The sequence below is a fragment of the Ignavibacteriales bacterium genome (assembly GCA_016700155.1).
Classification (GTDB): Bacteria; Bacteroidota; Ignavibacteria; order Ignavibacteriales; family Ignavibacteriaceae.
In genome coordinates, this window is the sequence record CP065001.1 from 2,400,801 (window position 1) to 2,424,948 (window position 24,148).

Genomic DNA, 24,148 nt, shown 5'->3' on the forward strand with positions numbered 1-24,148 from the left:
ATGACTACATAAATCCTAAAATAAGTGTACAGAACAGTCCTCCGCTTACAGATGCAAAAAAATTAACGAGATCATTTGTAAGCCATTCGTGTCCCCGTTTAAGCTGTGTCTCATTATTGCAATGAACGATTCTTTCAGTTCTGATCTGGCAAATGACACATTCATACTTTGCCTGTAATGTTGCACCTAAGAAACTATCAACAATACTTCCAAATACACCTGCGGATGCCATAATCAAAAAATAATCTGCCTGAAATGCATTTATCCAGTAAAGTGAAGATGCTGAAATAATAACTGCACCCAGTACCGAACCAAAGATTCCTATAACTGAAATTCCACCTGATTCTCCCTGCGGTACTTCTTTACTTGTAAGTAAATCAACAGTCTTAACGTCAAACATAGTTCCTATTTCTGTCGCCCAGGTATCTGCACAAACCGCAGCAACAGATGAGACGAATACACAATAGATAAGTTCCGATTGAAAGAAGTAATAGAAAATGACAAGAACTCCGGATAAACCTCCATTCGCCAGAACCTGCGCATAATCTCGTTTACCGGTTTTGACAAAAAATTCCTCAACACTTTTGTTTCGACTTTTCCTGATGACAGATAGTAAACTCGACAATAAGAAGAACAGAAATATAGGAACTGTCCATTTCCAACCTCCAAAACCAAAAATCAAAGCCGCCAAAAAGAACATCGCAAAGGAACCGCTCTTTGTAAGGAATTTAACCTTAAACGAAAGAATTGAGACAACAGCAGAGAGCAGGATTCCATAGATTAGATTTATTATGAGCTTATCCTGCAGAAAGTTCGTGATATCCAATACTTCGTTTTCCTCTTTAGGAAATTGGGAAAGGAACAAATTTGAGATTAAATATAGCTTTTTCAGTCCTTTAATGTCAAGACAAATAAGCAAATGTGGGTGGTTACTTAAAGAAAGTTGTTAAATAAAACTCCGGGCAGGTTTTTGATTGAAATACATTTACACTGTTTTATTTGCAGAAATAACTTTATGAAATACTAATAATCCAAAATTCGACGAATCAATTTGATCAATCAGCTTCAGGTTTTTAATCACTGAGTTTATTGATTGAAGATTATTTCCAAGCCTAAATCCTCCTCGGATATGAGAATAAAGCTGATCCGAAAATTTCAGAGATGAAAGAATTGAGATGATCAAGAGTTCTCTTTTCTTTAATGACAAAGCCTTCCGGCTTAATACTTTTCCATAGCCTTCTAAAATTAGCCAGTCAGACAATTCCGGGGAATAAATTTTTACGTTGGAAACTAGTTTGTGAAATGAATCCCCATAGATTTTTTTGCAAGAAATTATTCCTTCTTGTTGAATTTGTTTTGGGGTTCTTTTGTCAGAATATTTTTTCGTCACCCGAATTAATTCAGAAAGAATTTTTAATGAACTCAACGCGATCGGAAATCCGGCAAATAGATAAAGCTGAAGTAATGATTCGTAAAGCCATGTTTTATTGAACTCTTTATCGATGTATAGCTTTAGTAGTAGTTGTAAAATCTTTTCATTTCTGGCAGCAGCCGCTGATGAAATTAAGGCAAGTAATTCAACTACTTCCAACTTAGTTATTTTGCTCAACTCAAATTTTTTCATGTTAACCTGCAAACAAAAAACCCTCGCAAAGCGAGGGTTGAATTTTGATTAATCTGATTATACTAATTCAAAATAGATAATTCATACTCAGCAGTTTTCTTGTATGTAGCGTCGGATTTGGCAAGAGTAAACATCTCTTTAGCTTTTGTGATATCACCTTTACCTTTGTACGAAATTCCCATATAAAAATATGGTCCGCCTTTAGGAATACCAGATTTATATTTCAATGCGTTCTCAGCCGCTGAAATTGATTTATCCCAGTCGCCTGTTTCTGAATATAGTTTCGCTAATGAAAGATAAGCAGCATCATAGTTATTCATTGTAACTGCTTTTTGTAAATACTCCACAGCCTTATTTACATTCCCATCGGACATTGCCGTGGTTCCCATTTTAGAATAAGCTAGTGAGAGATTAGTCTTAACTTTATTTTTTGTTTTATTGTCCTTTGAAATTTCCATAACCTTTTCAAAATTCTTTATGGCTGCTTCAAAGTTGCCTAACGAAAAATAAACACCACCAAGAGCGTTGTATCCTGCTTCAAAATCAGATTTAAGTTTAATACTTTCTTCAAATGAAGATTTTGCGGCATCAAGGCTGCCGGCTTTCTTTTGAGCCTGACCTTTCTGATAGTAAATTCTGTAATCCTTTTCAATCTGGAGAGCTTTATCATAACTATCGATTGCGCCATTATAGTTGCCCGCTTTCAACATATCATTGCCCGCATTATATAACTTTCCTGCTTCCGGTTTCATTTCCTGGGCTAACGAAACAGAAGAAAATACCAGAAAGGTTAGCAGACAAACAGATAATATTGATGTTATTTTCATGCGTCTCATCCTTTATTATTTTATTGATGGAAAATCTGGTGCGGAAGACGGGACTTGAACCCGTACGCCAATTAAGGCACTACCCCCTCAAGATAGCGTGTATGCCAATTTCACCACTTCCGCAAAAATTCGAGGGGAAAAATATACTTGCCGGATAACAAAATCAACATATAAAAATTTTAGTTCTGCTTGTATTTTAGGAAAAAATTTTTACCGCTCCCTGTTTTTCTTCATTCGCATCCGGTCTCTTAACAGAACATCTCTTATTTCCTCTCTGAATCTTTTTTCAAACACAATCAGTTTGCAAAGCTGTTCAGGTTTTAGAATTGTACTAAGAGATTTCAGATAAGTTTCACGGTCGGTAAGAATTTTTTTCTCCCCTTCAATAAAATTATTAATCATATTTTCATATTCTTTATCCGTAATCATTTTAGCTGAAGTGAAATTTGTTTCCATTTCTTCCAGTTTTTGATCCTGTTCATTCATGGCTTTTCTCATTTGAGTTTTGTACTCTGAATGGCGCGAAAAGAATCTGATGAATGCTTCTTCATCAAGATCAAGAATTTCCATCAACTTTAATTTTTCAAGTTGATCGATTTTTTTGTGACCATCCATCCTCTGGTATCGTCGCTCTTGCGGATAAAGTAAGGAAGAGATAATCACAATAAACAATAGTGCATAAATTTTATGTTTCATTTTTACTCCTCAAAAAACTTCTTATTCAGAATTGCTGTGAATAATTCTTCTGCTTCAGCATCACTTATCTCCAATTCATCAGGATTGAAATCAATACGCGGCAAAGCTTGTTTTTCCATTTCATTTGAAAAAATTATATCAGCGGTGATATAACTGCTTATCAATGAATCAATAGTTAGCTTATCGTCATCATTAAAATTATAATTAACCAGAGAAAGATTTTTTTCTTCATACAACTTATTTATTTCCTCTTTACTCATTTCACTGGCTAATTCGTCAATTTGGTTTCCGGCAAAGTTGTTTCCATTTTTAAATAGAAGTATTGTCGCAAAAGCAAAAATGAGCATCATAGCCGCTGCAAATGCCGGTGTAAATTTTCTCTCCTGCTTTAAATTCTTTTCTCTGAAAGAAGGGATCAGTCTGTCAAAATAATATTCTGATATCTTAGCATCTTTATACACTGAAGATTGTTTCATCAAAGATTTTAAGTCCAAATATTCCTTCATCAGCTCAGGGTTATTTCCAATTTCCTGATTGAAGGCTTTACTTTCTTCAGGAGAAAGTGCCCCATCTAAATATTCAATAAGTTTTCTATTCATTTTCATTTTTCATCATCTCAGCCATTTTAGTTACAGCATGAAAATAATTTGATTTTAATCCTCCAATGCTTTTCCCAGTTACTTTTGATATTTCTTCATAAGAAAGTTCATCGAAGTTTCGCAGTATAAAAACTTCTCTTTGTTTTACAGGAAGTTTCTGAAGACAAAAGTTAATTTTTTCAATTTGTTCATTTGCTTCGATCTCATTTATAAGGCTGCCATCCGCTGCTTTAGTTCTTATTTCATTATCATTTTCACTGAAATTAAAAATCTTCCTTATACTCCTCTTCTTTAGAAAGTTAAGACTTCTTGTCGACGTTATCCTGAATATCCAGGTATATAATGAAGACTTAAACTCAAACGTGTGCAGTTTATTATAAAGTGTAACCAGAACTTCCTGCACAATCTCATCAGCATCAAGATGATTGCCGGACATACGACGTGCATGCCAATAAATTTTTTGCTGATACTTTTTTATTAGTTTATTAAAAGCACTTTCATCACCAGCAATAAATTCTTTAACTAAGTCAAAATCATTTGTTTCCGGCATAACATGTTATTCCATTGGTTGGACAACGTTCTGTCTGCTTAGGTTTAAATCTAATTATTTAAACCCTCCACGTATTATTTCTGTCCAATGTTCAAACATAACATAAAGGAGAAAAAAATGAAAAGAACATTCTTTGCGATAATAGTAATAACTCTTATTGCAGTAGTATTGCTGCCGGATGCTTTCGCTCAAAACAGAAAATTTCGTAAGAAGGAACACCGGATGGAAAGAATGCACAGATTGGAAAGACTAAATCTCACTGATGAGCAGCAAAAGAAAGTTGATGAATTCAGAGTTTCCCATCAGCGTGAAATGATCGATCTGAGAAGCGAACTCGACAAAGCTAAACTTGATATTCGTGAACTGAAAAACAAGTCTGATTATAAAAGAAGTGATTTGATATCAGCAGTTGAAAAGCTTAGTGCTATAAAAAATAAAATCGCTATAGCACAGACGAATCATCATATGGATATTTATGAATTGCTTGATAAAAACCAGAAAGAAGTCTGGAATAATTTCAGACCTAAACGATTTGATAAACCAGTCAAGCGCATTGATAAGCGTATGGAAGATACAGAATAAATTAAAGCCGGCTTTAAGCCGGTTTTTTTATGGGTTTGTCGGTCGAATATCTATCTCACTGAACATCGCTCTCTGCGGAGAATTAATTATCAACATTACCGCTTCTGCGACATCTTCAGGCAAAAGAATATTTTTTTTATGCGGGACTAATCGTCCGGAAGATGAGAATTCAGTATCAACAGATCCGGGACAGATAGAAGCAACCTTTATATTGAATTCTCTCAACTCAAGCATCAGTGAGCGTGTAAAGCCAAGCAGTGCGTGTTTGGTTGAACTGTACATCGTACCGCCAATGAAGGAATTTTTTCCAGCTAAGGAAGCAATATTAATAATCGTACCTTTTTTGTTCTTGATCATTTCACCCGCAACTGCTTTTGTAAAATTATAAACCCCAAATAAATTAACATCAACCTGATTTTTAAATTCCTCCAGTGAGGAGTCAATAAATTTTTTGAAGATTCCTATACCGGCGTTATTTATCAAGTGATCGACTCTTTCATATTTTAAAAGAATTTTTTCAAAAGATGAAAAGACGAATTGCTGATCAGCTACATCACCGGAAAAATAAATTGAATCGGAACCGAGTTGTTTAAGTTCAGAACAAACTTCCTCAAGAGCATTAACATCTCTGCCAAATACAATCACGTTGTGATTCTGCTTTGCAAGTGATACTGCAATAGCCCTGCCTATTCCACGGCTGGCACCCGTTACAATTGATACTTCCTTTTCACTTCTCATGCCAGATCACCTTGTATCGGCTTTATTACTATTTCTTCCAATACAACATTTTCTGGATGCAGGTAAGCAGAGACCATAAGTTGTGCGATGTTTTCCGGGGTCATCATTCTGTCTCCATATTTTTCACGAACATCTGAACTCCAGATCGGAGTGACAGTAGCGCCGGGAATTATATTAATAACTCTGATATTGTATTTTCTTACTTCTTCCCTCAAAGCCTGACTGTAACCCAACAATCCCATTTTAGATGCGGCATAGGCACTGCTCTTTGTAAATACTTTTTGAGTAACAACTGAAAGTACGTTAATAATTGTCCCTCGTCCTTGTTTAATAAATACAGGCAGCAATGCTTTGATAGCATAAATTGATCCGAGTAAATTTGTATTTATAATATCTGTAATCTCCTGCACAGAATTTGTTTCCGCAGTTTTAAAGGATGTTATCCCGGCATTGTTAATAAGACAATGAATATCATTCTCCGCGGTTATCTTCTTAACTGTCTGTTCAACATTAGCAGAAGAAGCAACATTGCAAGGAAATGTATTAAGTAAAAGTTTTTCTTCTTCAAGTTCCTTCTTTAATCGTTCCAGTTCTGTTTGCCTTCTTGCAGATACAAAAACATTGCAGCCCACTCTTGCAAACTCTTTTGCCGCAGCTTTCCCTATTCCGGAACTTGCCCCTGTGACCCATATACCTGATTTGTTTTTATCCATATTTATAAATTTCGATTCGAAATGAGGTTTAAGAATTCCGTTCTGGTTCTTGCATCTTCTTTGAAAACGCCGTGCATAGCGCTTGAGGTAGCAGATGAGTTTTGTTTTTCAACTCCTCTCATCATCATGCACATATGGTATGCTTCCGACACAACGGCGACTCCGTTTGGCTGAAGATATTTATCAATTGTATCAGCAATTTGCTGAGTCATCCTTTCCTGTACCTGAAGCCGCCGCGCAAATACTTCAACGATTCTTGGAATCTTACTCAGCCCAACAATTTTTCCGTTTGGGATATATGCAACATGCACTTTGCCATAAAACGGAAGCATATGATGCTCACACAAACTAAAAAAATCAATATTCTTTACAATCACCATTTCATCATACTTTTCATTAAACACTGCATCATTCAAAACTTCGTCAATATTTTTATTGTAACCGGAAGTTAAATATTCATAAGCTTTGCTTACACGAAGCGGTGTATCAACCAATCCTTCACGTTCAGGATTTTCACCAACCTCTTTAAGTAAATTTTTTATTAGTTCTTTCATTGCGGAGTGATTCATTCATTCTCCTTTATATTCGAAATAATTATTTTCTGTCTCGTACAACTTCACCGATGCCAACTCACCTGCCGGTAACTTATCTTTCAACTGATTCCAGATTGCCACCGTTATATTTTCTGAGGTCGGGATAATTCCTTTCATAAAATCAGTTTCGGTGTTAAGGTTTTTGTGATCAACTTTTTTTATGATGTGCTCGTGGATCAGTTCTTTAAGAATTTTAATGTCGATAACAAACCCTGTTTCCGGATTCGGAATTCCTTTTACAACTACTTCAAGTGTATAGTTGTGACCATGCCAATTAGGATTACTGCATTTGCCAAATATCTTCTCGTTCTCTGAATCCGATTTTGCTGGTATATACAACCGGTGGGCTGCTGAAAAAGTTTCTCTTCTGGTAACGTAAACCATTTACGATAATCTTCCTTTACGAATTTATTGTGTCTAAGACTTCTTTGTTGTGTTTAGGAACCCGAACATTACTAAATATTTTTTTTATAAATCCTTTTTTATCAATCACGAATGTTGTTCTGACAATACCCATATACTTTTTACCGAACATACTTTTCTCTTTCCAGACATCATACTTTTTTATGACTGATTTTTCTTCATCACTTAAAAGAGTAAATGGAAGTTTATATTTAGCTCTGAATTTTTTATGTGAAGAAACAGAATCGGCACTGACTCCCAGCACAACAGCGTCGATTTTTTTAAATGCCGAAAATTCATCTCTTAGCTTACAAGCCTGCGTTGTACAAGTCGGGGTGTCATCTTTAGGGTAAAAATAAAGTACGACGTTCTTCCCTTTGAAATCTGACAATGAAATTATTCTATCATCCTGATCTTTCAATTTAAAATCAGGTGCTTTTTTTCCTTCGTGCAACAATTAAAACTCTCCGTTAATGAGTAATAGTCTTAAACAAATAAAAAAAATAATTGGTTCAAATCCCTTTCTAATTGAGAAGACCAATTTTTTTAGTCCAGTGTTTAAATCCGTTTTCAAGCTGTTCGAATGAATCTATAGCGAACAAAACCGGCTGCAGATGCCAGACATCATAATCCTGGTTAATTATTTTATCAACATCAAAATCAATTACTTTTACTTTATCAGATAAAGCGTGTTGAACCTCACCAAGAGAAGAAATAATCCCGGCACCGTAAATTCTCATACCCTCTGGTTTGCGAATTAATCCGAATTCTACTGTGAACCAATGAAATGTTTCAAGATACTTTCTGTTCATACCTTCGGCATTCAAAGCTGCCTCACCAAACATCTGATAGAAAGCAGCAAAATTAGGATCAGTGAGTAACGGCATATGACCAAACATGTCATGGAACAAATCCGGCGCAGGTGTATAATCAAGTTCATCTTTGCCGCGTATATAGTCAGTCGATGGAAAAACTTTTCTCCTTAACAGTTCAAAAAAGTTTTGTTCATGGATCAGACCGGGAACACGTGCGACTTTCCATCCGGTAGTTTTTTTAAATACTGAACTGATTTCTTTAAGTGAAGGGATCTTGTCCGGAGTAAAATTTAGTTTGGATACACCGTTAATATATTCCTCGCAGATTCTCCCCGGAAGGAATTTAGTCTGCCTTTCATATAAAAATCTCCAGGTTTCATGATCAGACTCAGGATAATCAGGATATTTAATTTCTTCATCTTCAGGTGCAGGTTCAGTTAATCTTTGAGGAATGCATCTTGGATCAATTCCCTCTTCCGCAGCTTTTTCATACGCTGATAAAATTTGTTTGTCATCCTGATTATTTTTCATGATACTTCCCTTAGTTAGTTTTTCAGAAGTTAATTAAACTGAAATAGGATACTTTAATTTAGCATCCGGCAGGAAAAAATTTTTGATTACACTAAATATTAGATAATATTTACTTCCGCTTCAAGCCAGATATCGAACTTATTATAAACTTCTGTTCTGATCCTATCCGCAAATGAAACAAGCTCTTTACCTGATGCATTTCCATAATTCACAATTACTAATGCCTGACTTGAATGCGTACCCGCATCACCGACGCGAAATCCTTTCAAGCCGGCTTTCTCAATCAACCAGCCAGCGGGTATTTTTATTTTTGTTCCTGATTGATATGCAGGCATTTCAGGGAACGTACTTCTCAGTAATTCAAATTGATGTAGAGTGATTTCAGGGTTCTTAAAAAAGCTTCCCGCGTTTCCAAGCTGCTGCGGATCAGGAAGTTTATTCCGCCTTATCTGACTGATCACATTTCCTACATCTTTAATAGTAATCTTACGAAGGTTTAATTTTTCTACTTCTGATCTTACATTACCATAGTCCAGACTAAGCATTGGATCCTTTTTTAATTTCAGGCTTACAGATGTAATAACAAGTTTATTCTTTAATTCGTTTTTGAATACGCTGTTCCTGTAGCCAAACTTGCAATCATCATTAAGAAACACTACTTCGTTATAAGTATCCATCATTACAGCTTTCAGACTGAAGAAGACTTCCTTCAGTTCCTGACCATATGCACCGATATTTTGGATTGGAGCTGCACCAACTGTACCCGGAATGAGTGAGAGATTTTCAATTCCGCCATAATTTTTTTCTATACAGAATGAAACTAAGTCCTGCCATATAACACCTGCACCGGCTGTGACTATTATTTCACTGTCAGAGATTTCTTCAGTATTAATTCCGGGTATTTGATTGTGGATGATCAGCCCATCATAATTTTCGGTAAACAGGACATTGCTGCCGCCGCCAAGAATAAATTTCTTTTCATTTTTTGTTTCTTCTGAAGCGAGCGCTTGAATAAGTTCCTCAGCGGAGGATATGCTTGTAAAGTATTTTGCCTTAACATCAATACCAAATGTGTTGAGATGTTTGAGAGAGTAATCTTTCAGAGATTGCATAAGGAATAATTGTATAATCTTTTCCAAAAATAAAAATAATCCGTCAATAATCTTCCATCACGCAAAACATTTGTGTTAGAGAGACATTAACTTTTTTTCATAGTAAAGAATTATTATTATTTTCCGATAATTAAAACAGCACTTAACGGAAAATATTTTTTGAAATTAGAATTTAATTTTAACCAATCGGGTGTAATTCCTTACAGAAAAAAAGATAAAAGTATCGAGATACTATTAATCACATCAATGCGGAAAAAAAAATGGATTGTTCCAAAAGGTTACGTTGAATTTAACCTTACTCCATTTGAGTCCGCAAAGAAAGAAGCTTATGAGGAAGCGGGCGTCGTTGGAAGTGATGATACTGTTGAACTTGGTTCATTTAATCTTAATAAACCAATCGGCATTTGTAATATCAGGATCTATTCAATGGAAGTAATAAAAGTGCTTGAGGATTACCCAGATAAAAATAATCGCAAAAGAAAATGGTTCAGTATCGAGGACGCAAAGGAAGCAGTTAAGATTCTTGAACTCTCGAATATGATTGCCGCTTTGCCAGCGGCGATTAAATCATAGATCCGTGTCGTCAGATTTAGTTATCTCACTTACAACCTGCTTTACAAGTTCATATCCAAACCCGCGCCCGATCAAATAATTCATAACCTTCATTGAGATTTTTCGTGGATCACTTTCACGAGTTTGCAGTGACTTTAATTTTTTCTCTGCCAGCACCTTTGCATTTGCAAAATTTTCTTCATCCGAATCTCCGGCTGATAAAACTTCATTTATAATTTCAATTTTAACGCCTCGCTTCAACAATTCGGCTTTTATTTTGTTGTCGCCCCATCTTTTTAATTTTCTTTTTTCGTCCGAGAATATTTCTGCAAATTTTTTATCATCAAGATAACCGTGTTCAACTAACTCAAATATGACGCTCTGAATGTGAACAGTTTCATAATTGAATTTTCGCAGTTTTAATTTTAATTCGGAAACAGAATGAAGTCGGCGGGATAAAAACCTGGAAGCTCTTTGTTTAACAAAAAATTTTCTGTTATCGTCGATTAATAAATTATAAAGGTCTTCATCTATTTCAGTACCACGACGAAGACCTTTTTTAAGAACAATTTCATAAGAAAGAAAAAGCTGTTCACCGGTATCAAATATTATACTTACATCATTATCATTTTTTTTTGAGAGCTCTATAATTTTCATTTACTGCATAAATTATTTACCGGATTTCTTTTCTTTGCCCGCTGGTTTTTCTTCCTGAACCGGAGCTTCTGCCGGTGCTATTCCAAGTTTAACTTTCACATCTTTCAATAGTTTATTATACAGGTCAGGCAGTTCAATTAATTTTTGACGGAATTGATCCCTACCCTGAAAGCGGTCTTCTTCATAAGTAAACCATGCGCCACCCTTTTTTACAATCCCGAAGTTTACTGCCAGATCAAGCAAGTCTCCGGTTTTGCTTATCCCTTCATTATAAAGTATATCGAATTCAACTTCTTTAAAAGGAGGAGCGACTTTGCTTTTAACAATTTTTACTTTCGTTCTGTTACCCACAACGTCATTCCCATCTTTTATCGCTGCAATCCTTCTGATATCCATTCTGAGTGAAGCATAGAACTTCAAAGCATTACCACCGGTTGTGGTTTCAGGATTACCAAACATAACTCCAATTTTACTTCTTAACTGATTAATAAATATAACCGCAGTTTTTGATTTGGATATAGCACCGGTAAGCTTTCTTAACGCCTGCGACATCAGTCTTGCCTGAACAGCCATTGTTGCATCACCCATTTCGCCTTCAATTTCAGAGCGCGGAACTAATGCTGCAACAGAGTCGATAACTATGATATCAAGCGCGTTGCTTCTGACTAGTGTGTCAGTAATTTCAAGTGCCTGTTCTCCAAAATCAGGCTGCGACAGAAGCAAATTTGCTGTATCAACACCAAGCTTTTTTGCATACTGCACATCGAGTGCATGTTCTGCATCAATAAAAGCGGCAAGTCCTCCTGTCTTTTGTGCTTCAGCAATTATGTGGAGACACAATGTAGTTTTACCACTTGATTCAGGTCCATAAATTTCAGTTACTCTTCCTCTTGGAACACCACCTATTCCCAATGCATAGTCAAGAGATAAAGCTCCGGTAGGAATTGATTCAACCTGGTTGATGACGCCGTCACCAAGTTTCATTATTGAACCTTTGCCATAAGTTTTTTCTATACTTGAAATTGCTTCTTCGATTATTTTCAATTTCTGTTCTTTGTCCGTACTCATATTCCCTCCTCTCATTTTAATTTATACTTTTTAATTTCTTTATAAACTGATCCTGTCGGCTGAAGTATACTTTGATAAAGCACCGCAGAGTTAATTGTAAATTGATCCTGGGGTAATTCGCTAAACTCCCTTGGTACTTTATTATATTTTTCCGGAATGCTTTTTATTCTAAGTAACGTCAGATGGGGTTTAAATTTTTTCCAATCTGCCGGAATAGAAAATTTTTTTAACAGTTCATTATTTATTTCATTCAGCAGTGTGAATATTGCATTATCGGTCTTAAGTCCCGCCCATAAAACACGGGGTTCGGTAACATCAGGGAAAAAACCGAATGTTGATAAACTGCACTTTAATGAATTGTAATTTTCGATGAACTGCAGAGAGGAACTTATTCCGTTAACCATTTTTTTAGGTACATCTCCAATAAACTTTAGAGTAAGATGAATTTTATTTTCATCTTCCCATTTAAGCTCTGAAAATTCCGGAAATTCCCGCTTTGCTTCGTTCAAAGTTAAAGTTCTGATATTCTGCGGTATTTCAAGCGCAAGAAATAATCTAATCATCGAGTGGTATTCCTAATAAATATCTTCTAATCATTTCCAATGCTGCCTGTGTTGTTCTTTGTTTGTTAAGTACCCTGTCATCCCCAAAAATAAATTCTTTTGCTGTACATACTTTATCATCGCACAACCCGATATACGCCAGTCCGACAGGTTTACCGGTTGTGGCTCCTGTTGGACCCATAATTCCGGTTATAGCAATACCAAGGTCAGTACCGCTGATTGATTTAATCCCTTCAGCCATTTGTCTGGCAACTTCCAGGCTAACAGCACCGTACTGGGCGATTGTATCTTCATTAACTTTTAATAATTCTACCTTTGATCCATTGCTGTATGATATAACACCTCTTTCAAAATAATTACTGCTGCCGCTAATATTTGTTAAAAGGTTTGAGAGATTTCCTCCGGTGCAAGATTCAGCAACTGATATTTTCATACCGCGTTCTTTTAACATACGTGCAACAACTTCTTCGAGGCTTTCTTCTCCTGAAGCATAAATATACCTTCCTGCCTTACCACGAATTTTTTGTTCAACTTCACTTACTTTATTTGCCGCAAGTTCGGAAGATTTTTCTTTGGCTGTTATACGAAGTTTTACACCATACTGACTTGGAAGGAATGCAAGTTTGGCACCGTTGAGTAATTCGTCAAGGTCACCAAGCTTTTCAAATAAAACAGATTCACCAATACCTGTTGTCTGGAGTGTTTTTCTTTTGAAGTAGACCTTCGGATCCTTATTTATTTCCTTTAGTCTTGGTAACACAAAAGAACTCATCATCTCTTTCATTTCAAAAGGAACACCGGGCATTACGACAAAGATTTTTTTATCCTGCTCAATCCACAATCCCGGCGCAGTGCCGTATTTATTTCTTATTACGTCAGCAATCACTGGAACAAGTGCCTGATCTTCATTAACCTTTGTCACTTTTCTTCCGCGTTTTGAAAGGAAGTTTTTAATGTCTTCCATTACATCATCATTTTTCTGCAGTTCCGTTTTAAAGAATTTGACAACACAGGACCTTGTAACATCGTCGTGAGTAGGACCCAATCCACCGGTCGCAATCACTAAATCATTTTTGCTGAGTGTACTGGCAAATTCATTTACGATTTCAGTTTCTTCATCCGCAACTACTGAAGAACTTCCGACATATATATTCAACTCGGAAAGTGTTTTCCCGATATATGCGGCGTTAGTGTTCAGGGTTTGTCCGATTAATATTTCATCTCCGATTGTAATAATATGTGCATTCATCGGTTTGGCTACAGAAGTTGGTTAATTTGTTTTTCAAATATAAATAATAAAAGATGAACGATAATTAAGGAATAAAACCCTCCAACTATATCATCGATCATTATCCCTAATCCACCAGGAAGACTTTCCAGTTTCCGGGCAGGATATGGTTTTACAATATCTAATACCCGCCAGATAAAAAAAACTGCGATAGCAAGAATAATTTTTTTTGGTACAAGAATTAATGATATCCACATACCAACTACTTCATCAACTGTACATTCCGAAGGATCCTTGCCGTAAAGTTTTTCAAATTTATTTCCCACAAAAATTCCATACAATGAAAATACAACTATTGCGGGTATAAGAATGATTGGATTTTCGAAACCGGGAATAAAATAAATAATTAATGCGGCTAAGCTTCCGAATGTACCGGAAGCAACCGGAATGTAACCTGTATAGAAGCCTGAGCCAATAAATTTTTCGAGGAAGTTAATTTTCACTGCTAAACAGCTTTCGGATTAATTTTCGATGCTTAATAAAATATGAGGCGCCTGAATGAAATGTAATAATAGTTATACCAAGCATCAAAAAATAAATGAGTTTTTCATTTAACAAGTATTTAAAAATATTTTCATTGCCTGAATATATTGCCGGGATTTTTGCCGCAGTATAAACAATTAACAGGTAATATAGAAACGTCATTTGAATAAAGGTCTTCCACTTTGCGTAGAAACTTGTAGGAAAAGGTACATTTCTATAGTCAGCATAAGCTCTAACGCCGGTGATGATGAAGTCTCTTGCTATTATTATCACTACCATCCAGAGCTCAAGTACACCATTCACAATGAATCCGGCAAACGCAGCAGAGGTTAGAATTTTATCAGCTAACGGATCCCAGAATTTTCCCCAGGATGTGATATAGTTAAATTTTCTTGCGAGCCATCCGTCATACCAATCAGTGGCGGCTGCAACCATAAATATAAGCAGTGAGATTTGGTTCATCACAGCATCATCATACAGAAAGAAGAATAAAAAAACCGGAGTCAGAATAATTCTTAATACTGTAAGTTGATTTGGTAAGACCATTAATTTTCCCCGTCAACTGAAGAAATTCTTCTCAGAAAAGGAAACTCATATATGCCTGTGCTATGCCCATCCTTCCAGTTTATTGTTATAGCGTATGTTCCCACTTGTTTTATTTTCAATGGCGTAATTTGATCAGTCGAAAAAATAGGTATAAAAGTTTTACTCTGGTTATCTCTCTCAGCATCACATGTTGCACACGGACATAACTTCCTCAATTCAACCAGACTTATCAGCGATTCCTGATTATCAGACCAGACTATTTTTAGTTTTTTTTTATCTACAAGTTTAATCAGCGCGGGAAACATTTAGTCAATGCTTTTACCGGTTAATCTTTGTAACACTTCCAGGTATTTTTCCCGGGTTTTTGAAATCACATCAGCAGGGAGATCAGGTGGAGGCGGTTGTTTATTAAATTTAATACTAACCAGATAATCTCTCACAAACTGTTTGTCATAGCTTTCCTGTCCTCTTCCCTTTTCGTATTTATCAAGCGGCCAGAATCTGGAAGAATCCGGCGTCAATAACTCATCAACAAGAATAATTTTTCCATTGCTCACACCGAATTCCATCTTTGTATCTGCAATGATTATCCCTTTGGTCAATGCGAAATCGGATGCTTTTTTATAAATCTCAAGTGCAGCGTTTTTTATTGTATCAAAAGTTTCTTTTCCGGCAATCTTTTCGGCTTGCTTTGACGTAATGTTTTCGTCGTGTTCTCCAATTTCTGCTTTTGTTGACGGAGTGAATAATGGTTCAGCGAATTTTTCAGATTCACTTAATCCTGAAGGAATTTTTATACCTGATATCATTCCGGTTTTATTATAGTCGTTCCATCCCGAACCTGAAATATATCCGCGAACAATACATTCAATAGGAATCACTTCTGCTTTTTTAACCAGCATTGATCGACCTTTAAGCTGGGTTTTATATTGTTGGCATTCTTCAGGATAAGAATTTACATCTGTAGTAACCAAATGGTTTTCAATTATGTCTTTAGAAAAGTCGAACCAGAATTCTGAAATTTTTGTAAGTACAGAGCCTTTATCAGGAATTCCCTGGTTCATAATTACATCAAATGCAGATAAACGATCCGTAGAAACAATCAGGTAATTGTCGCCGAGATCATAGACATCGCGCACTTTTCCTTTTTTGAATAGTTTCAGATTGTTAAAATCAGTTTGTAAAAGAGTGTTTGTGTTCATGGATTAGTCCTATTTTGCAGGTAAATATAAAAACAGTGTTGAGAAATTACAAAGCAGAGTTTAGATAAATAATTAAGGGACGAGCTATCGTCCCTTAGTTGATTCTGTGGGCAGAGAGGGAATTGAACCCCCGACACAAGGATTTTCAGTCCTTTGCTCTACCGACTGAGCTATCTGCCCAGAATTCGTGCGCCAAAAATAAATATTTTTATTATAATCTCAAACGAAAGAGAGCTTCATTAAAAGATATTTTTTTATTCTACTGTTACACTCTTTGCAAGATTCCTCGGCTGGTCAACATTCAATCCTTTTTTGACCGCAACATGATAAGCCAGTAATTGAAGTGGTATCACTGTCAGCAAAGGCATCAGCATGCGTATTGTGTCCGGAACTTTTATTGTGTAATCAACTAACTTATCTATTCTTTCATCAGTGTCAGTAGCAATTGCAATTATTTTTCCGTGACGTGCTTTCACTTCTTCAATATTACTTAAAATCTTATCGTACGTTGAATCTTTAGGAGCAATAAACACAGCGGGCATGTTTTCATCAATAAGTGCTATTGGTCCGTGTTTCATTTCCGCTGCCGGGTACCCCTCAGCATGTATGTAAGAAATTTCTTTTAATTTAAGAGCACCTTCAAGTGCAACAGGAAAGTTGTATCCTCTACCCAGGTAAAGAAAATTTTTAGCATCGGCAAATTCACTCGCGATCCGTTCTATCTGATCATTTAATTTTAATATCTGGGAAATTTTTCCTGGAATTTTCTGCAGCTCTTCAGCAATACTTTTACCGTCAACAAGACTCATATTTTTTTTACGTGCAATCAACAGTGTTATCAACGCAAGCACAACAAGTTGAGATGTGAATGCCTTTGTAGATGCCACACCAATTTCGGGTCCTGCGTGTGTGTATACTCCTGCCATACTTTCGCGTGCTATTGAACTTCCAACAACATTACAAATACCCAAAACCAGAGCGCCTCTGAGCTTTGCTTCCCGCAATGCGGCTAAGGTATCCGCTGTTTCACCACTTTGAGAGATAAAGAATATTGCATCATCTTTTGTGATAATGGGATTTCTATATCTGAATTCACTGGCATATTCGACTTCGGTCGGAATTCTTGCAAACTGTTCCAACATATATTCACCGACTAATCCGGCATGCCAGGAAGTACCACAAGCTGAAATAATTATTCTCTTTGAATTTGCAAGCTGATCAGCAACAGATTCTAATCCACCTAATTTTGCAGTACCCTCATCAAACAACAGCCTGCCTCTCATTGAGTTGGTCACTGAATCGGGCTGTTCCATTATTTCCTTTAACATAAAATGCTGGTAACCACCTTTATCAATCTCATCAAGAGTCATTAGTATTTCATGAATTTCTTTCTCAATAGCTTCATCGGAGATATTCTTTGCCAGAATTTTATCTTTGTAGATCTCAATGATATCCCCATCTTCCATATAAATGACCTGTTTGGTGTAGGCAAGAATTGCTGAAACATCCGATGCTACAAAATTTTCGTTCTCGCCTAAACCTATAACAAGTGGTGAGCCTTTACGCGCTGCAATAATTTTATCAGGTTCATTTTTATAAATTATTGCCAAGCCGTATGTTCCTTCAACTTCACTTAGAGTTAGCTGAACTGATTGTGTAAGATTATAACCTTTTTGAAGAAAGCTATCGATAAGATGCGGCAACACTTCAGAATCTGTATCACTTGTGAATTTATAACCCATCTTAATAAGCCCGGCTTTGATAGTCTGATAATTTTCAATAATACCATTGTGGATTAGAAAAACAGATTTATCGGTATTGGTGTGCGGATGAGCATTCACTTCATTTGGAATTCCATGTGTTGCCCATCGGGTATGCCCAATCCCAAGACTTGAGTTTAATTCAAGTTCATCAATCTTTTCTTCAAGAAGAGAGACCTTTCCTTTATTTTTGACAACTAAAGCAGAAGCCGGAGACATAATTCCGATACCGGCAGAATCATATCCACGATATTCAAGTCTTTTTAATCCCTGAATTAATACAGGCACACAATTTCTATCACCAATATATCCGACAATTCCACACATAACTTTCCTTTAAAACTTTTTATAAAAAAGAAACTTATCAGGTTGATAAGTTTCCGGGGATTAATTTAATACAATATTTTTATAAGCCCACTATTTGAGCTTAGCAAGTTTTTGAGTTACAGTTTTTGTCTCCCCCTTCAATCTTGCAATGACTTTATAGAGATACAAGCCGTTTGCTATTAAATCACCATCCTGATCTTTACCATCCCAGTAAACGCGGTTGAAACCCGGTTGAAGCTGAGAAGGTGGAACAGAAAAATCTCTGATAAGTCTTCCCGCAACTGTATAAACTTTTATTTGAACATCCTCCGCAGAAGATGCTTCAAATCCCCTTAACTCGAATGTAAAGTATGTATCATCCTTGAATGGATTAGGATAATTATAAACTTCCCTCAGGTCAGCTTCGTTGTAAACAAAAAATGTTCGGCTGTAAGAAGTGGTGTCCGAATAATTTCCAGAAGAATCTTTTGCAAGAATTTCAAGTCTATGTCTTCCATCCGTCAACTGAGGATTCCATGAAATTGTACATTCATTATCAGGGTATGGTGAATAATTAAATTGTAAATTATCAATTGAAGGCAAAAGTTGTCTTGGCAGACTATCGTTGACTTTGTAAATCAGTGTAAAGTTTTCAGGCGTAACCTGGAGCGGACTGTTGTCTTTTAAATTGACAACAATTTCGGGCCGCGCTGAAATGATGTCATTATCAACTATCTCCTGTCCGTCGAATGTGACTGTAAGTCTCGGTCTAATTGAGTCGCGGCTAATATAAAATTTATTTTCCGCAATATTGTTGAAAGTATAAAACTCTGGTTGTTTATTTGTTGCAACAACTTTAAATGACAATTCAGAAACAGGACTGGCATATAAAAGTTTGTCAGTAATTATTGATTGATCTAATGTATACACGGAATCAGGTTTTATTGAAACAGTTCTTGTGAAATATGTAGTATCTGCATTGTTAAGGTATACCGCAATTTTTAGACTATCTGTAGTAGCATAACCAACATTTCGCACTTTCATTTCCATGTCAACTGGAAAACCATGCAATAAAGTATCAGCGGAGAATGTGTACTCATCGGGGGAAATTACAATTTCGGGCAAAGATGTATAATTGACTTTAAGGGATTTAAATTTTAAAGGTTCGCTTGCACCGAAAGATGAATCAACAAGATCAATCCTGAATCTTAAATGATCATATAATTCGGCGTCGACTGTATCGATCGGAAGCTGAGATGGGATATTAGTTGCTAATGTATCCCATTCCTGACTATTAACATTTTTTCCAAACAGTGTGGCAGAATAAGTTCCTTCTGAACCGATATCGTCGATGTCATATGAAATTTTATCCCACTTATTTGCAGGTCCAATTTCAGGGCTTAGAATGGAGCCAAATGCATCTTTGTATGTACCGCTATATCTAAAAAATCCTGGTTCATAAGAGCCGGCTATCGGAACAAAACGACAAAAATAAACAAGGTCATTTTGGTAATCATAAGTAAACGTATAATATTTCTTGGTTGGAATTCGATAAGGCCATTCTTCTTCAAATGTTCCATTTGATAATTTGTATCTTCTTAAATAAAGGTTTATATAGTTTTCAAAAACTATCATATAATCATCCCAGATGGCAAAACTCATTACCATAGGAATTGTTTCGCCATTAAAGATAATATCTTCACCTACCTTTGACCATCCAGAAGCAGGATCAAATTTTCTTAGAACAAATTTATTCGGATGAAGTTCGGTTCCAACTCCAAGATTGTATAAAAAGTTTCCATCAAAATAAAAATAACAACCTCCCCACTGAGTTTGCTTACTTTCAGTCCATAGTAAACTATCTGGTATAATTATTCGTAATGTATCACCACTCACAGGATCGATTCTAAGAATGTTATCCCTTTCACCAGTATTTGTATAAAGATATCCTTCCCTATAAAACAAACTGCTATAAACAGGTACTGAAATATTTGGAACTGAATCAATACTACCAGCAATTGTACCATTCAAACCAGTTCCAACTTTATAAATTCTGCTGGTTGAATCCCAGCCGGGAAATGGAATCTGACTATAATAGAAATATGAACCATCGGTCGTAAATGTAACTGGTTCGGTAGAATCAGGTGGCAGCGAGAAGAATATAGAGTCCTGCAAAAAAGTTTCATCAGGATGCGGAGGTTTTAATTCTGTATTTAAAACAAGGCTCTTTAGTGGCGGAAAATAGAAAGCATTGTTGTTGACAAATTGAATCAAATGTTTTTCTGATGCAAAATATCCAGGTCCAGTTGTATCCTTATTAATGGAAAACATTCTTGTACTACTTTGATTAGTATCAAGATCATCAAATACAATTGCTCTCCAATAGTATTGATCAGAACCTAAAGGCGGGCTAACCCAACTGATAACCTGGTTTTGCTGAGACAAATTCTGCGAAGTTATTTTTGAAGGAGAGTTGAATAGTTGTGTTGTGTCAATTTCAATTTTATAATTAAAGTTACGGCTAAAAAGACTTCCGATATCTACCAATTTGAAATCAGCTTGGTTGGTTGAAAAATTGTAACCATCCATTGGTCTTACAATATTCGGTTCACTAAAACTATATACTGCAAATGTGCCACTGGCAACATTGTCCGAATGGTCAAATTCCCAGGTTGTGTCAACATCATTAACAACATATATGAGATTGTAGAGATTTGCTGATTCTGGAATCCATTTTATTATAGCTGAATCAACTTCACCAAAAGATCCAAGTTTGACTTCACCAATTAAATTATCTCGTAAAGTACTTGAATTATATAGTTGAACTGTTACTGAGTCACCGATAAATGATGTCCCCAGATTTTTAATTTTCAGTTTTACTTCAACACTATCATTTACTAAAGGATTTGTTGGTGAAATAGTTATATCCGAAGAGTTAATCACAAAATCAGGATATTTAGGAAGGCATAACTCAATTGCCGGATCCCCAAGATATGATAGTTGTGCAACCATTTCATCAAAAAATCCACCACCCTGTGATGCTTTTGCATTTAATATTGCCTTACCAATCACATGATTTTTCAAATTGAATAATTGATTGAATAAATATCTATTAAGAGACTGTCCCGTACTCCACCAGGTCAATCCAACACTGCCCCAAAAACCAATGGCTCCTTTTCCGGGAAGTCTGATAAAAACTTCACCGAAGGCTTCGGCATTATCAAAATGAGCTGTATAACATGTGATACTCAAGGCTAAAGGTTGACGACCGTTGTTATTAAGTTCATATAAATCGTCTTTCGTAAAGATTAAATCCCATTGCGCACCACCACCGTGACCATAATAATTTACGATTGCAGCCCCTTTGTTTATCTCTTCCCGCATTCGCGGTCCCGAACCATAAAATCCAATATCAGGTGGTTCAGGAAAATTGAATACTTTTATAACATTAAAACCATTAGGTCTCAGATAAAGGTTTTCAAGTTGTTTACTTGCGTTATTAAAACCGAACGAAATTTGATCCTGATAACTGAGTCCTGAGGCTAGTAAAAGAATATTTTGTTTCCATTCCTTCGAATTATCACTTGGGTAAGCAATAATTTTATCAATAAGGTGATTTGCTTGCTCGAGTGTTTCACAAGATAAGCGGCCGAGTGCTAAATCAGGGGATATATCGCTGCCCGAAACAGCAACTATTAGATTGTCACTAGGCAACAAACCATATTCCTGTGCATGATAAGGAATGGAAGGAACGTAATTCTGCCTCGAACTCGGGAGAATTTTTCTTAAGTCGTGACTGGCATCACCCAAGATTGTGACATATGCTGGTGCAGGTGATTGCCAATTTTCAAACGCATGTTTAACAAACCATTGTAGTGCAAATGGATTAGCAAGACCATTCGAGAATTCATCGTATATTTCACTTACATATACAATTTTAACTCTAGGATTAACATACCCAGGCAAATTATTTGACCTATATTCTGCCAGTCTTTCTGCTGCGGGCGTAAATTCCTGATGTGTAATTATAATGTAGTCAGCACCATTGGAGTTATTTCGCAAGTCGGAGGCTAAATCCTTTGATATAGAATCGGGTTCTAAAAAGTAATCTTTATCAACGCAAAAGTATTCAGTTTGACTTGAGATAGTGTCAACAAAATAGACATTACGATATTGGTCATTAGTGATATCAGGATTCGAGATCAATTCACCACGTTCCGGGATATAAATTTTCATGTTATCGCTGGTCCATTCCCACAACTGATAAATATTCTCTTGATAGTCATTCGGTGGACTTTTGAAATAGTAATGATTTGAATTGATTTTATTCCAGCGCCAGTAGTCAAACTCAAAATAATTTATAAGAAAAATATCACTCTGTGAAGTATCACATGAGTTCCCTGTTGAATAGGCAATTAGATTCTGGAAACCATTAAAATTAAGCCAAGCGGTATCACCCCCAAAAGAAAAAGTGGATAAATAAAATGATTTTTCAAAGTTTTCGGATTCTTGACCATTCCAACTCTTTGTTCCGATGGGATGACCATTAAAAAGAAACTTAACATTATGTGCGAATCCGACTACGCAAGTAGGAGTTGTTAAACCGTGAAGACTGAATTTAATTTTAGCTTGAGGTTTATCAGAATTCCAATTTAGACCAATATTTTCCTGAATAGCGTGTTCAAAATAGTTAATTGTTGTTCCTGCTCTCGTCTCAGCGCTTCCTCCATACCAATAATCCCTGTGATCATTATCCGCATGACCCAGATTGTTAAATACTCTATCTTCTTCCCATCTGATAGTTTCAATTGTGCTATTGATCACGGGGAAAGGTATTTCTTTGTATCCATTTATATCTCTATAAAAATTCAAACTATCAGCTTGATATGAAAACCAATAAACATTTGTTTTATTATAAACATTAATGGTTGTGTATTGATTAGCAGGTTTTACTTTTTCACCTACAAATTGAAAATAGTCGCCACTATTGAACAACTGATCCTGATTAACATCTACCACATCTATTGGAATCGACTCACCATTACAAAACAATTCAAGGTTCATATTCTGAAGCCCTGTATTTGCAGGGACTCCCGAGTTTACAAGCCAATCATATGTTATACGGTAAACTCCTTTTTCATTTAAATATATTTTATAGTAATCTTTCACCGGATTATACCAATAGCTGTCTGCATTCATCGGTGAACTTGTTAATGATATTCTTTTGCCTGCAAAAGTTTTTGCTTGTTCATAGTTCACGACTGAAGATCTAATAATCTCATCTGTCATCTGATCATTGATATTGGATATCTCATAGTCAATCGAAGGCAAATCATTGTAATCAATTTGAATTAATATTTTTTTTGTTACGGTTAGTTCCCTAGTTATTGGATTAAACTGGAATGGAGCTATACTTAATGCAACTATTCGTGCATAACGCATTACAAAGTCACCATCAATTAATGCGGTTTTTAAAGGGAAAAAATTATTACTGTTATAAATTGATTGATCGTAATTTACAAGATTGAATGGTTGATCAAGTGAATCAGGTGTTGGGACAATAAATATTCCATTTTGTTTTTCTTGTGTGACGTTCAAGATTTTCAGCACTGGTTCACACGAATGCGGAATTCCTATACTTAGCCTATAATCAGGCAGCCATGGCTGTCCTGGTTTTCTTAAGTTTAATTCTTTGCCTTCAACTGTATTGAATTTTATTCCATCAACGACTTTACTTTGCACCTTGTATGCATTTGAAAAGTCAAATTCAATTGTAATAGATCTTGTTGTGGATTCAATAATACGATGGGTTTGTGCACTGCTATAGTCAAACAGGCTTAATGTTAAAATGATGAAGATCGATATTTTCAGCATGTACCATCCGGTTATGTTAAAGTTACTGTATCAACTTATTCTTTTTAATGAGACTGTGCAAGGTCAA

The 24,148-nt window shown here is 35.8% G+C and carries 25 protein-coding genes and 2 tRNA genes; 2 read left to right on the forward strand and 25 right to left on the reverse strand.

All coding sequences use genetic code 11. The features are described 5' to 3' along the window. Window positions 1-4 precede the first annotated feature (4 nt). The 7 genes from IPM56_10125 to IPM56_10155 form a co-directional block, all read right to left on the reverse strand. Complete coding sequence (locus IPM56_10125) at window positions 5-826, reverse strand: DUF92 domain-containing protein (protein ID QQS34623.1); 822 nt, start codon at window positions 824-826, stop codon at window positions 5-7. Window positions 827-985: 159 nt separating this feature from the next. Continuing rightward, the gene (locus IPM56_10130) at window positions 986-1,624 is read right to left on the reverse strand and encodes a hypothetical protein (protein QQS34624.1); all 639 of its coding nucleotides are present in this window, start codon (window positions 1,622-1,624) and stop codon (window positions 986-988) included. 62 nt (window positions 1,625-1,686) lie between these two features. Next, entirely contained in the window at window positions 1,687-2,451 is a 765-nt protein-coding gene (locus tag IPM56_10135; GenBank protein QQS34625.1) for a tetratricopeptide repeat protein, read from the reverse strand. Window positions 2,452-2,487: 36 nt separating this feature from the next. Continuing rightward, window positions 2,488-2,574 (reverse strand) — tRNA-Leu (locus IPM56_10140). A gap of 87 nt (window positions 2,575-2,661) precedes the next feature. Next, window positions 2,662-3,147, reverse strand: a complete 486-nt coding sequence (locus tag IPM56_10145; protein QQS34626.1) for a hypothetical protein — start codon at window positions 3,145-3,147, stop codon at window positions 2,662-2,664. Between the two features lie 2 nt (window positions 3,148-3,149). Further along, window positions 3,150-3,746, reverse strand: coding sequence for a hypothetical protein (locus IPM56_10150; protein QQS34627.1), 597 nt, complete (start codon window positions 3,744-3,746; stop codon window positions 3,150-3,152). After that, window positions 3,739-4,296 carry an RNA polymerase sigma factor gene (locus tag IPM56_10155; GenBank protein ID QQS34628.1) on the reverse strand — a complete coding sequence of 186 codons (558 nt, stop codon included), beginning with the start codon at window positions 4,294-4,296 and terminating at the stop codon, window positions 3,739-3,741. The genes IPM56_10150 and IPM56_10155 overlap by 8 nt, the downstream gene beginning before the upstream one ends. A 117-nt stretch (window positions 4,297-4,413) precedes the next feature. Here IPM56_10155 and IPM56_10160 point away from each other — a divergent pair, with 117 nt between their 5' ends. Continuing rightward, window positions 4,414-4,878, forward strand: coding sequence for a periplasmic heavy metal sensor (locus tag IPM56_10160; protein ID QQS34629.1), 465 nt, complete (start codon window positions 4,414-4,416; stop codon window positions 4,876-4,878). 27 nt (window positions 4,879-4,905) lie between these two features. On the opposite strand, the gene IPM56_10165 is transcribed toward IPM56_10160, so the two are convergent. The 7 genes from IPM56_10165 to murB all read right to left on the reverse strand — a co-directional run bounded on the left by IPM56_10165 (window position 4,906) and on the right by murB (window position 9,782). Further along, a complete protein-coding gene (locus IPM56_10165) occupies window positions 4,906-5,616 on the reverse strand; it encodes an SDR family NAD(P)-dependent oxidoreductase (protein QQS34630.1) in 711 nt (236 codons plus the stop codon). Further along, window positions 5,613-6,329 (reverse strand): SDR family oxidoreductase, encoded by a 717-nt coding sequence (locus IPM56_10170; GenBank protein ID QQS34631.1) that lies wholly within the window; start codon window positions 6,327-6,329, stop codon window positions 5,613-5,615. The genes IPM56_10165 and IPM56_10170 overlap by 4 nt, the downstream gene beginning before the upstream one ends. Window positions 6,330-6,331: 2 nt before the next feature. After that, window positions 6,332-6,898: a GTP cyclohydrolase I FolE gene (gene folE, locus IPM56_10175; GenBank protein QQS34632.1), complete on the reverse strand. Its 567-nt coding sequence runs from the start codon at window positions 6,896-6,898 to the stop codon at window positions 6,332-6,334. Next, a complete protein-coding gene (locus IPM56_10180; protein ID QQS34633.1) occupies window positions 6,899-7,306 on the reverse strand; it encodes a 6-carboxytetrahydropterin synthase in 408 nt (135 codons plus the stop codon). It abuts the gene before it with no gap. Window positions 7,307-7,322: 16 nt separating this feature from the next. Beyond that, entirely contained in the window at window positions 7,323-7,781 is a 459-nt protein-coding gene (gene bcp, locus IPM56_10185; protein QQS34634.1) for a thioredoxin-dependent thiol peroxidase, read from the reverse strand. A 67-nt stretch (window positions 7,782-7,848) separates the two neighbouring features. Then, window positions 7,849-8,670 carry a phenylalanine 4-monooxygenase gene (locus IPM56_10190; protein QQS34635.1) on the reverse strand — a complete coding sequence of 274 codons (822 nt, stop codon included), beginning with the start codon at window positions 8,668-8,670 and terminating at the stop codon, window positions 7,849-7,851. Window positions 8,671-8,768: 98 nt separating this feature from the next. Continuing rightward, entirely contained in the window at window positions 8,769-9,782 is a 1,014-nt protein-coding gene (gene murB / locus IPM56_10195; GenBank protein ID QQS38282.1) for a UDP-N-acetylmuramate dehydrogenase, read from the reverse strand. Between the two features lie 159 nt (window positions 9,783-9,941). Here murB and IPM56_10200 point away from each other — a divergent pair, with 159 nt between their 5' ends. Further along, window positions 9,942-10,355: an NUDIX hydrolase gene (locus IPM56_10200; GenBank protein QQS34636.1), complete on the forward strand. Its 414-nt coding sequence runs from the start codon at window positions 9,942-9,944 to the stop codon at window positions 10,353-10,355. Here the strand turns inward: IPM56_10200 and IPM56_10205 are convergent. The 11 genes from IPM56_10205 to IPM56_10255 form a co-directional block, all read right to left on the reverse strand. After that, complete coding sequence (locus tag IPM56_10205; GenBank protein ID QQS34637.1) at window positions 10,350-10,991, reverse strand: regulatory protein RecX; 642 nt, start codon at window positions 10,989-10,991, stop codon at window positions 10,350-10,352. The genes IPM56_10200 and IPM56_10205 overlap by 6 nt on opposite strands. Window positions 10,992-11,003: 12 nt before the next feature. Further along, window positions 11,004-12,059: a recombinase RecA gene (recA, locus tag IPM56_10210; GenBank protein QQS34638.1), complete on the reverse strand. Its 1,056-nt coding sequence runs from the start codon at window positions 12,057-12,059 to the stop codon at window positions 11,004-11,006. A gap of 11 nt (window positions 12,060-12,070) precedes the next feature. Continuing rightward, complete coding sequence (gene thpR, locus IPM56_10215; GenBank protein ID QQS34639.1) at window positions 12,071-12,622, reverse strand: RNA 2',3'-cyclic phosphodiesterase; 552 nt, start codon at window positions 12,620-12,622, stop codon at window positions 12,071-12,073. After that, complete coding sequence (locus IPM56_10220) at window positions 12,615-13,871, reverse strand: competence/damage-inducible protein A (GenBank protein ID QQS34640.1); 1,257 nt, start codon at window positions 13,869-13,871, stop codon at window positions 12,615-12,617. Before IPM56_10220 ends, thpR begins: the two co-directional genes overlap by 8 nt. A gap of 8 nt (window positions 13,872-13,879) precedes the next feature. Continuing rightward, window positions 13,880-14,353 (reverse strand): phosphatidylglycerophosphatase A, encoded by a 474-nt coding sequence (locus tag IPM56_10225; protein QQS34641.1) that lies wholly within the window; start codon window positions 14,351-14,353, stop codon window positions 13,880-13,882. After that, window positions 14,343-14,939 (reverse strand): CDP-diacylglycerol--glycerol-3-phosphate 3-phosphatidyltransferase, encoded by a 597-nt coding sequence (gene pgsA / locus IPM56_10230; protein QQS34642.1) that lies wholly within the window; start codon window positions 14,937-14,939, stop codon window positions 14,343-14,345. The genes IPM56_10225 and pgsA overlap by 11 nt, the downstream gene beginning before the upstream one ends. Beyond that, window positions 14,939-15,244 (reverse strand): DUF971 domain-containing protein, encoded by a 306-nt coding sequence (locus IPM56_10235; protein ID QQS34643.1) that lies wholly within the window; start codon window positions 15,242-15,244, stop codon window positions 14,939-14,941. The genes pgsA and IPM56_10235 overlap by 1 nt, the downstream gene beginning before the upstream one ends. Continuing rightward, on the reverse strand, window positions 15,245-16,141 hold the full coding sequence (locus IPM56_10240) for a phosphoribosylaminoimidazolesuccinocarboxamide synthase (GenBank protein ID QQS34644.1): 897 nt from the start codon (window positions 16,139-16,141) through the stop codon (window positions 15,245-15,247). A 107-nt stretch (window positions 16,142-16,248) separates the two neighbouring features. Then, window positions 16,249-16,321: transfer RNA gene (locus IPM56_10245), tRNA-Phe, on the reverse strand. A 74-nt stretch (window positions 16,322-16,395) separates the two neighbouring features. Continuing rightward, window positions 16,396-18,228, reverse strand: coding sequence for a glutamine--fructose-6-phosphate transaminase (isomerizing) (gene glmS / locus IPM56_10250; protein ID QQS34645.1), 1,833 nt, complete (start codon window positions 18,226-18,228; stop codon window positions 16,396-16,398). 90 nt (window positions 18,229-18,318) lie between these two features. Beyond that, complete coding sequence (locus tag IPM56_10255) at window positions 18,319-24,081, reverse strand: hypothetical protein (GenBank protein ID QQS34646.1); 5,763 nt, start codon at window positions 24,079-24,081, stop codon at window positions 18,319-18,321. Window positions 24,082-24,148: the final 67 nt, after the last annotated feature.